Consider the following 10,270-nt stretch of genomic DNA (forward strand, 5'->3'; position numbering starts at 1 on the left):
CCCGTCCCGTGCCCCCGCCGCTCTGCGGGCGTCCGCCGCTTCCGGTGTCGTCGGTGTGTCCGTTGTCTCCCATGGCTCCAGGGAACACCGGATACCTGACATCTTCTGTCGGGATTACTCCGCCCGCCGGCCCGACACCTCGCCCTCGCCCCCGCTCTGGCCCTAGCCGGCTCGTTCGGCCGCGCTGCGCTCCACGCAGAACTCGTTGCCCTCCGGGTCGGCGAGCGTGGCCCAGCCGGTGCCGTCCGGGTTGCGCCGGTCGTCCAGGAGGGTCGCGCCGAGGGCGAGAAGGCGCTCGACCTCCTCGTCGCGCGTGCGGTCCTGCGGCTGGAGGTCGAGGTGGACCCGGTTCTTCACCGCCTTGGACTCGGGGACCTGGATGAAGAGGAGGCTGGCGCCGGGAGAGTCGACCAGCGCCTCCTCGTCACCGGGCTTGTCGTCGTCGGAGACCTTGGCGTCGAGCGCCGCCGCCCAGAAGGTGGCGAGCGCGTAGGCGTCGGTGCAGTCGATGGTCACATGGCGCACGAGAGAGCTCATGGCGTCATGATCCCCCGCGCCCCTCGCCCCGGGCCACCGCATTCCCGCCGTCCCCGGTCAGCCCACGCCGCCTTCCGCTCCGGCGAGTTGGCGGCCCTCGGTGGCCGCCACGAGCGCGGCGAGGGAGGAACGGGCGCCCTGGAGGTTCTGGATCCGGGCGTCGATCTCGTCGAGCCGGGCGACGAGCAGAGGGCTCAGGCACGGCTCGATCTCGGCCTCGCTGCCGCAGACGCAGGCGAGGACCTCGGCGATGACCCGGGTGGGCAGTCCCGCGGCGAGCAGCGCCCGGATGCGGCGGACGACGGCAGGCGCGTCGGAGCCGTACACCCGCTGTCCGCCGGGGGTGCGCCCGGAGGCGAGCAGGCCCTGTTCCTCGTAGTAGCGCAGCAGCCGCACGGTGACGCCGGTCTCGCGCGCCAGCTCGCCGATCCTCATCGTCCCCATGTGATCCCCCTCACTTCCCCGCCCGCCGAGCTTGAAGCTCACACCGGTGTCAGCTCCTACCGTTCCCGACATGACGCGGACCGATGACACGACACGAACCGATGACATGACGATATTCCAGCTCGGCGGCGACCTTCCGGTCCGGCGCGTGGGGTACGGCGCGATGCGGCTGGCCGACGGGCCGGACGATCCGACGGGCCCCGAGGCGCGGATCTGGAGGGCCCCGGCGGACCGGGCGGCCGCGGTGCGGCTGCTGCGGACGGCGGCGGAGAGCGGGGTCACCCTCTTCGACACCGCCGACGCCTACGCCCTCGGCGCGGGCGAGGAGCTCCTTGCCGAGGCGCTCCGCCCGTACGGCGACGAGGTCGCGGTGGCCACCAAGGTCGGCGTGGTACGCCCCTCCCCCACCGAGTGGGTGCCGCTCGGTCACCCCGCCTATCTGCGCCAGCAGGCGGAGCTGAGCCTGCGCCGGCTGCGGACCGAGCGGATCGACCTCCTCTACCTGCACCGGATCGACGAGCACTACCCGCTCGCCGAGCAGGTCGGCGCCCTGCGCCTCCTCCAGGAGGAGGGAAAGGTGCGGCACATCGGTCTCTCCGAGGTGACGGTGGCGCAGCTGGAGGAGGCGGAGAGGGTCGCCCCGGTCGCCGCCGTGCAGAACCTCTACAACCTGGCGGACCGCGGCCACGAGGCGGTGCTCGACCACACGGCGGGGCGCGGGATCGCCTTCGTCCCCTTCTTCCCGATCGCGATGGGCGGCCACGCGGCCCCGGACGGGCCGGTGGCGGCGGTCGCGCGGGAGATCGGCGCGACCCCGTCCCAGACGGCCCTGGCCTGGCTCCTCCACCGGGCCCCCCACGTCCTGCCGATCCCGGGCACCACCTCGGAGCACCACCTGCGGGAGAACCTGGGCGCGCTCGGCGTCCGCCTCACCCCGGAGCAGTACGCGCGCCTGGACGGCTCCTGAGGGGCCGTAGGCCGCTCCGCCCGAGTCCTTCCGGCGCGGGGGGCGGGGGCGCGGACGCACCGCGGCGCCCGCCCGGTCCTTGGTCGGGGACGGTGGGCGAGCGCCGCGGTCAGTTCCGCACGTCGTTGTACGGGACGTTCGGGGGGATCCGGCGGGTCAGACCGTCAAGGCGCGGTCCGTCGGGCGGATCGGGGCCGGCAGGGAGCTGGCGCCGGTCAGGTAGCGGTCCACGCCGCGGGCGGCGGAGCGGCCCTCGGCGATGGCCCAGACGATGAGCGACTGGCCGCGGCCGGCGTCGCCGGCGACGAAGACGCCGTCGACGTTGGTGGCGAAGTCGGCGTCGCGGGCGATGTTGCCGCGCTCGTCCAGCGCCAGGCCGAACTGGGCGACCAGGCCGTTCTCCACGTCGGTGCCGGTGAAGCCCATGGCGAGGGTGACGAGCTGGGCGGGGATCTTCCGCTCGGTGCCCGGCTTCTGGGTGAGCTTGCCGTCGACGAACTCGACCTCGACCAGGTGCAGGAACTGGACGTTGCCGTCCTCGTCCCCCTCGAAGTGGGTGGTGGAGACGGAGTAGACCCGCTCGCCGCCCTCCTCGTGCGCGGAGGTGACCTTGTAGAGCATGGGGAAGGTCGGCCACGGCTGGTTGGCGGCCCGCTCCTCGCCCGGCCGGGGCATGATCTCCAGCTGCGTGACGGAGGCCGCACCCTGGCGGTGGGCGGTGCCGACGCAGTCCGCGCCGGTGTCGCCGCCGCCGATGACCACGACGTGCTTGCCCTCGGCGGAGATCGGCGAGGCCACGAAGTCGCCCTCGACCACCTTGTTGGCGAGCGGCAGGTACTCCATCGCCTGGTGGATGCCCTTGAGCTCGCGGCCCGGCACGGGCAGGTCGCGGGCGGTGGTGGCACCGGCGGCGACGACGACCGCGTCGAACCGCTTGCGCAGGTCCGTCGCCGTCAGGTCGCGGCCGATCTCGATGCCGGTGCGGAACTTGGTGCCCTCCGCGCGCATCTGCTCGATGCGGCGGTTGATGTGGCGCTTCTCCATCTTGAACTCGGGGATGCCGTAGCGCAGCAGGCCGCCGATGCGGTCCGCCCGCTCGTACACGACCACGGTGTGGCCGGCCCGGGTGAGCTGCTGGGCGGCGGCGAGACCCGCCGGGCCGGAGCCGATCACGGCGACGGTCTTGCCCGACAGGCGCTCGGGGATCTGCGGCCGGACGTCGCCGCCGTCCCACGCCTTGTCGATGATGGAGACCTCGACGTTCTTGATGGTGACGGCCGGCTGGTTGATGCCGAGCACGCACGCCGCCTCGCACGGAGCGGGGCACAGGCGGCCGGTGAACTCCGGGAAGTTGTTGGTGGCGTGGAGGCGCTCGGACGCCGCCGACCAGTCCTCGCGGTAGGCGTAGTCGTTCCACTCGGGGATGAGGTTCCCGAGGGGACAGCCGTTGTGGCAGAACGGGATGCCGCAGTCCATGCAGCGGCCGGCCTGCTTGCTGATGATCGGCAGCAGGGAGCCGGGGACGTAGACCTCGTTCCAGTCCTTGACTCGCTCGCCCACCGGCCGGGTCTTGGCGACCTCGCGCCCGGTGGTCAGGAAGCCCTTGGGGTCAGCCATGGGTCGCCGCCTCCATCATCTTCTCGGTGGTCTCGGACTCGGAGAGACCGGCGAGCTCAGCGGCGTCCTTGGCGGCGAGCACTGCCTTGTACGTGGTGGGGATGATCTTGCTGAACCGGGCCGCCGCGGCGTCCCAGTCGGCGAGCAGCTTCTCGGCGACCGTGGAGCCGGTCTCCTCGTGGTGGCGGCGCACGACGTCGTGCAGCCAGGCCTTGTCGGCGTCCGACGGAGTCTCGATCGCGCCCACGTTGCCGGAGTTGACGTTGTCCCGGTCGAGGTCGACGACGTACGCGACGCCACCGGACATGCCGGCCGCGAAGTTGCGGCCCGTCTCGCCGAGGACGACCGCCGTGCCGCCGGTCATGTACTCGCAGCCGTGGTCGCCCACGCCCTCGGAGACGACCAGGGCGCCGGAGTTGCGGACGCAGAAGCGTTCGCCGGTGCGGCCGCGGAGGAAGAGTTCGCCGCCGGTGGCTCCGTACGCGATGGTGTTGCCCGCGATGGTGGAGAACTCGGCCAGGTGGTCGGCGCGCCGGTCGGGGCGGACGATCACGCGGCCGCCGGAGAGGCCCTTGCCGACGTAGTCGTTGGCGTCGCCCTCCAGGCGGAGGGTGACTCCGCGCGGCAGGAAGGCGCCGAAGGACTGGCCGGCGGAGCCGGTGAAGGTGATGTCGATGGTGTCGTCGGGCAGGCCCGCGCCGCCGAACCGCTTGGTGACGTGGTGGCCGAGCATGGTGCCGACCGTGCGGTTGATGTTGCGGATGGCGACCTGGGCGCGGACCGGCTGGGCCTCCTCGGCGGAGGGGGCGTTCAGGGCCTCGGCGGCGAGCTGGATCAGCTCGTTGTCGAGGGCCTTCTCCAGGCCGTGGTCCTGCTCGATCAGGGCGTGGCGGACGGCGCCGGCGGGCAGCTCGGGCACGTGGAACAGCGGCTCGAGGTCGAGGCCCTGCGCCTTCCAGTGGTGGACGGCGCGGCTGGTGTCGAGCAGTTCGGCGTGGCCGACGGCCTCTTCCAGGGTGCGGAAGCCCAGCTCGGCGAGGAGTTCACGGACCTCCTCGGCGATGAACTCGAAGAAGTTGACGACGTACTCGGCCTTGCCGGAGAAGCGGTCGCGCAGGACCGGGTTCTGGGTGGCGATGCCGACCGGGCAGGTGTCGAGGTGGCAGACGCGCATCATGACGCAGCCGGAGACGACGAGCGGAGCGGTCGCGAAACCGAACTCCTCGGCGCCGAGCAGCGCCGCGATGACGACGTCGCGGCCGGTCTTGAGCTGGCCGTCGGTCTGGACGACGATCCGGTCGCGCAGGCCGTTGAGCAGCAGCGTCTGCTGGGTCTCGGCGAGGCCGAGCTCCCAGGGGCCGCCCGCGTGCTTGAGCGAGGTGAGCGGCGAGGCGCCCGTACCGCCGTCGTGGCCGGAGATGAGGACGACGTCCGCGTGCGCCTTGGAGACACCGGCGGCGACCGTGCCGACGCCGACCTCGGAGACCAGCTTCACGTGGATGCGCGCGGCCGGGTTGGCGTTCTTGAGGTCGTGGATCAGCTGGGCCAGGTCCTCGATGGAGTAGATGTCGTGGTGCGGCGGCGGCGAGATGAGACCCACGCCGGGCGTCGAGTGCCGGGTCCTGGCGACCCACGGGTAGACCTTGTGGCCGGGCAGCTGGCCGCCCTCGCCGGGCTTGGCGCCCTGCGCCATCTTGATCTGGATGTCGTCGGCGTTGACCAGGTACTCGGAGGTGACGCCGAAGCGGCCGGAGGCGACCTGCTTGATCGCGGAGCGGCGCGCCGGGTCGTACAGGCGGTCCGGGTCCTCGCCGCCCTCACCGGTGTTGGACTTGCCGCCCAGCCGGTTCATGGCGATGGCGAGGGTCTCGTGCGCCTCCTGGGAGATGGAGCCGTACGACATGGCGCCGGTGGAGAAGCGCTTGACGATCTCGGAGACCGGCTCGACCTCGTCGATCGGGATCGAGGGGCGGTCGGAGGAGAAGCCGAAGAGGCCCCGGAGGGTCATGAGCCGCTCGGACTGCTCGTTGACCCGCTCCGTGTACTTCTTGAAGATGTCGTACCGCTTGTTGCGCGTGGCGTGCTGCAGCCGGAAGACCGTCTCGGGGTCGAAGAGGTGCGGCTCGCCCTCGCGGCGCCACTGGTACTCGCCGCCGATGTCCAGCGCGCGGTGCGCGGAGGCGACGCCGGAGACCGGGTACGCCTTGGCGTGGCGGGCGGCGACCTCCTGCGCGATGACGTCGAGGCCGGCGCCGCCGATCTTGGTGGCGGTGCCGTTGAAGTACGTGGCGACGAACTCCTCGTCGAGGCCGTCGGCCTCGAAGACCTGCGCGCCCCGGTAGGAGGCGACGGTGGAGATGCCCATCTTGGACATGACCTTCAGGACGCCCTTGCCGAGGGCGTAGATCAGGTTGCGGATGGCCTGCTCGGGCTCCAGGCCCTCGATGAAGGTGCCGGCGCGGACCAGGTCCTCGACGGTCTCCATGGCGAGGTACGGGTTCACGGCCGCGGCGCCGTAGCCGATGAGCAGGGCCACGTGGTGGACCTCGCGGACGTCGCCGGCCTCGACCAGCAGGCCCACCTTGGTGCGCTGCTTGGTGCGGATGAGGTGGTGGTGGACGGCCGCGGTCAGGAGCAGCGAGGGGATCGGGGCGTGCTCGGCGTCGGAGTGCCGGTCGGAGAGCACGATGAGGCGGGCGCCGCCCTCGATGGCGGTGTCGGCCTCGGCGCAGATCGCCTCGATGCGGGCGGCGAGGGCCTCGCCGCCGCCGGAGACCCGGTAGAGGCCGGAGAGGGTCACGGCCTTCATGCCGGGCATGTCGCCGTCGGCGTTGATGTGGATGAGCTTGGCCAGCTCGTCGTTGTCGATCACCGGGAAGGGCAGGGTGACGCTGCGACAGGAGGCGGCGGTCGGTTCGAGCAGGTTGCCCTGGGGCCCGAGCGAGGAGCGCAGGCTGGTGACGAGTTCTTCGCGGATGGCGTCCAGCGGCGGGTTGGTGACCTGCGCGAACAGCTGCGTGAAGTAGTCGAAGAGGAGGCGGGGCCGCTCGGAGAGGGCCGCGATGGGCGAGTCGGTGCCCATGGAGCCGATCGGCTCGGCGCCGGTGCGGGCCATCGGGGCGAGGATGACGCGCAGCTCCTCCTCGGTGTAGCCGAAGGTCTGCTGGCGGCGGGTGACCGAGGCGTGGGTGTGCACGATGTGCTCGCGCTCGGGGAGGTCGGAGAGCTCGATCTCGCCGGTCTCCAGCCACTGCGCGTAGGGCTTCTCGGCGGCGAGGGCGGCCTTGATCTCGTCGTCCTCGATGATGCGGTGCTCGGCGGTGTCGACGAGGAACATCTTGCCGGGCTGGAGACGGCCCTTGCGGACGACGCGGGCGGGGTCGATGTCGAGGACGCCGACCTCGGAGGAGAGGACGACGAGGCCCTCGTCGGTGACCCAGTAGCGGCCGGGGCGCAGACCGTTGCGGTCGAGGACCGCGCCGACCTGGACGCCGTCGGTGAAGGTGACGCAGGCGGGGCCGTCCCAGGGCTCCATCATCGTGGAGTGGTACTGGTAGAAGGCGCGGCGGGCCGGGTCCATGGAGTCGTGGTTCTCCCACGCCTCGGGGACCATCATCAGGACCGCGTGCGGCAGGGAGCGGCCGCCGAGGTGGAGCAGCTCCAGGACCTCGTCGAAGGAGGCGGAGTCGGAGGCGTCCGGGGTGCAGATCGGGAAGATCCGCTCCAGGGAGCCCTCGCCGAAGACGTCCGAGACGAGCTGGGCCTCGCGGGCGGTCATCCAGTTCCGGTTGCCCTTGACGGTGTTGATCTCACCGTTGTGGGCGACGAAGCGGTACGGGTGGGCGAGCGGCCAGCTCGGGAAGGTGTTGGTGGAGAAGCGGGAGTGGACCAGGGCGACGGCGGAGGCGCAGCGGCGGTCGGAGAGGTCCGGGAAGAAGGGTTCCAGCTGGCCGGTGGTCAGCATGCCCTTGTAGACGAGGGTGCGGGCGGAGAGCGACGGGAAGTAGGTCGCGGCCTCGCGCTCGGCGCGCTTGCGCAGGACGAACGCCTTGCGGTCCAGGGCGATGCCGGTGGCCTCGCCGGTGCCGTCCGCGACGAACAGCTGGCGGAAGACCGGCATGGTGGAACGGGCGGAGGCGCCGAGCAGCTCGGGGGCGACGGGGACCTCGCGCCAGCCGAGGACGGTGAGGCCCTCCTCGGCGGCGATCGCCCCGATCCGCGCGACGGTCTCGTCCGCGCCGTCCTCGGGGAGGAAGGCGATGCCGACGGCGTACGCGCCGGCCTCGGGGAGCTCGAATCCGGCGACCTCGCGGAGGAAGGCGTCGGGGACCTGGAGGAGGATGCCGGCGCCGTCACCGGAGTCGGGCTCCGAGCCGGTGGCGCCGCGGTGCTCGAGGTTGCGCAGTACGGTCAGCGCCTGCTCGACCAGCTCGTGGCTGGCTACACCGGTGAGGGTGGCCACGAACCCGACACCGCAGGCGTCGTGTTCGTTACGGGGGTCGTACATGCCCTGGGGGGCGGGGCGACCGTCCATGGGCGACCAGGCGTCGGAACGCATCGGCTCTCCCGTCGTCGTCGTGGCAAGTGGAGCTGCCGAGGGACGACGTTGGCCCTCCGCGAAATTTCGTGCAGGTTACATGATGGCTGGCTTCTCGCGAAGCGGATAGCTCATTCCAGCATGCGGACACCTCCGACACGGAGCGGTGGTGTGTTCTGCCTTGGGGTGCGGGGGTGGAATGTCCCCGCGAGGGACGGAACGCGGGTCCGGGCAGTGAACCGGGGGTCCCGGCGGGCCGTCATGATGGGGCGGGCTTCGTTGCCCAAAGACGCTCATGCCTCATTCCCGTGGGACACGGGTTCGAAACCGCCGGGTAATCGGCTACTTATGTGGCGTCCCGCATAGTGTCTCATCGCGGCCGGGATTCGGACCAGGGATCTACGTCACAGCCGGAATGCCCGTTCCAGGACGGAAAGAGGCCCCGAAATGCCGGAAAGGCCCCTTTCGGGGCCTTGCCGTGATCGATCGGGGGTACGGAATCCGTCGGCTTCGCGCGGACGGGGCCGCAGCGCCCGGCGGAGAGGGCGACCGTGCCCCGACGGCTCCGAGCGGGCAGGCGCCTGGCGTGGTCAGCCCGAGCGGGTGACCCGCCGGGCGCCGTCTCCGGCCGGAAGGCCGGTCTTCCCGGCCGGGCCGCCGTCGTCACCGCGCCCGCGGCCACGGCCCACCGCCACGGCGGCGAGGACGAGCCCGACCGCCAGGACGGCGAGGCCCCTCATCCACACCTGGGCCTCGATCTGGGTCGCGAGCAGGACGCAGGAGGCGATGCCGAGGACCGGGAGGACGGTCGGGGCCCGGAAGTGGTTCCCGTCGCCCGGGTCCCGGCGCAGCACGAGGACGGCGGTGTTGACGATGAGGAACACGACGAGGAGCAGCAGCACCAGGGTGGACGCCAGGTCGGCGACGCCCCCGGTCAGGGCGAGCAGCATCGCCGCGCCGGTGGTGACCGCGATCGCCACCCAGGGCGTGCCGCGGCGCGGCAGCACCCTGGCGAGCGAGGCGGGCAGCAGCCCGTCCCGCGCCATGCCGTAGGCCAGACGGGACGACATGATGCCGGTGAGCAGCGCGCCGTTGGCGACCGCGACGAGCGCGATGGCGCTGAACAGCCACAGCGGGACCCCGCCCGCCGCCTTGACCACCTCCAGGAGCGGCCCGCTCGACGCCACCAGCTTCTCCGTCGGCACGGCCACCGACGCCGCCACGCCCACCAGCGCGTACACGACGCCCGCCGCGACGAGCGCGCCGAACAGGGCGCGCGGATAGGAGCGGCGGGGGTCGCGCGTCTCCTCCGCCACGTTCACGGACGTCTCGAACCCGACGAAGGAGTAGTACGCCAGCACGGAACCGCTCAGGACGGCCGCCGCGGCACCCTTCTCGGGCGTACCGAGCCGGAGGAGCCGCCCGGGGTCCGCGTCACCCCGCAGCAGCAGCCACCCGCCCAGCGCGACGACGACGAGCAGGCCGCCGACCTCGATGACGGTGGCGACGACGTTGGCGCGGGTGGATTCCTTGATGCCCCGCGCGTTGACCAGCGCGAGGACGATCAGGAAGAGGACGGCGACGACCCCGACCGGCAGCGTCACGAACGCCGACAGGTACTCGCCGCCGAAGCCCCGGGCGAGCGCGGCGACCGAGACGATCCCGGCGGTGAGCATGCAGAACCCGGCGACGAATCCGACGAACGGACCGAACGCCCGAGTGGCGTAGTGGGAGGCCCCTCCCGACCGGGGGTACTTCGTCGCCAGTTCGGCGTAGGAGGCGGCGGTGAGCAGCGCCAGCAGCAGCGCCACGACGAGAGGCACCCACACGGCGCCGCCCGCGTCGGCGGCGACCTGCCCCACCAGCACGTAGACGCCGGCGCCGAGGACGTCCCCGAGGATGAAGAAGAAGAGCAGGGGGGTGGTCAGTGTCTTCTTGAGCCCGCCCTGGGGCGCGCGGTCCGTTTCGCGTGGATTGCCTCTCGACATGTCGATTCGTATCCCCACGCCTCGGTGGTCCACACCTCCTGCCCCCCGGGTGGCCGCCCGCCTCAGGCGTCACAGGAATTTCCAGGCCCCGGGTGGCCGCGCCACGGGAATGCGCAGGACCGGGACACGGCATCGCGCTGTGCGTCCCCCGGGCGGGGGCAGTCGGGCGTCACGCTCCGA

The 10,270-nt window shown here is 72.0% G+C and carries 6 protein-coding genes; 1 reads left to right on the forward strand and 5 read right to left on the reverse strand.

Features of this window, described 5'->3' with window-relative positions:
* Nucleotides 1-162: 162 nt before the first annotated feature.
* Together RIF68_RS15260 and RIF68_RS15265 are read right to left on the reverse strand one after the other, a co-directional pair.
* Nucleotides 163-537 carry a VOC family protein gene (locus RIF68_RS15260; protein ID WP_309051785.1) on the reverse strand — a complete coding sequence of 125 codons (375 nt, stop codon included), beginning with the start codon at nucleotides 535-537 and terminating at the stop codon, nucleotides 163-165.
* Between the two features lie 57 nt (nucleotides 538-594).
* Nucleotides 595-981: a MerR family transcriptional regulator gene (locus RIF68_RS15265; RefSeq protein WP_309051786.1), complete on the reverse strand. Its 387-nt coding sequence runs from the start codon at nucleotides 979-981 to the stop codon at nucleotides 595-597.
* 106 nt (nucleotides 982-1,087) lie between these two features.
* On the opposite strand from RIF68_RS15265, the gene RIF68_RS15270 reads away from it, so the two are divergent.
* Nucleotides 1,088-1,948 (forward strand): aldo/keto reductase, encoded by an 861-nt coding sequence (locus tag RIF68_RS15270; protein WP_309051787.1) that lies wholly within the window; start codon nucleotides 1,088-1,090, stop codon nucleotides 1,946-1,948.
* Between the two features lie 156 nt (nucleotides 1,949-2,104).
* Here the strand turns inward: RIF68_RS15270 and RIF68_RS15275 are convergent, their stop codons facing one another.
* The 3 genes from RIF68_RS15275 to RIF68_RS15285 all read right to left on the reverse strand — a co-directional run bounded on the left by RIF68_RS15275 (nucleotide 2,105) and on the right by RIF68_RS15285 (nucleotide 10,090).
* Entirely contained in the window at nucleotides 2,105-3,565 is a 1,461-nt protein-coding gene (locus RIF68_RS15275; RefSeq protein WP_309051788.1) for a glutamate synthase subunit beta, read from the reverse strand.
* Nucleotides 3,558-8,123 carry a glutamate synthase large subunit gene (gene gltB, locus RIF68_RS15280; RefSeq protein ID WP_309051789.1) on the reverse strand — a complete coding sequence of 1,522 codons (4,566 nt, stop codon included), beginning with the start codon at nucleotides 8,121-8,123 and terminating at the stop codon, nucleotides 3,558-3,560. Before gltB ends, RIF68_RS15275 begins: the two co-directional genes overlap by 8 nt.
* A gap of 569 nt (nucleotides 8,124-8,692) precedes the next feature.
* A complete protein-coding gene (locus RIF68_RS15285) occupies nucleotides 8,693-10,090 on the reverse strand; it encodes an APC family permease (protein ID WP_309051790.1) in 1,398 nt (465 codons plus the stop codon).
* Nucleotides 10,091-10,270 lie beyond the last annotated feature (180 nt).

The organism is Streptomyces sp. (assembly GCF_031178505.1).
In the GTDB taxonomy this organism is placed as follows: Bacteria; Actinomycetota; Actinomycetes; order Streptomycetales; family Streptomycetaceae; genus Streptomyces; species Streptomyces gulbargensis.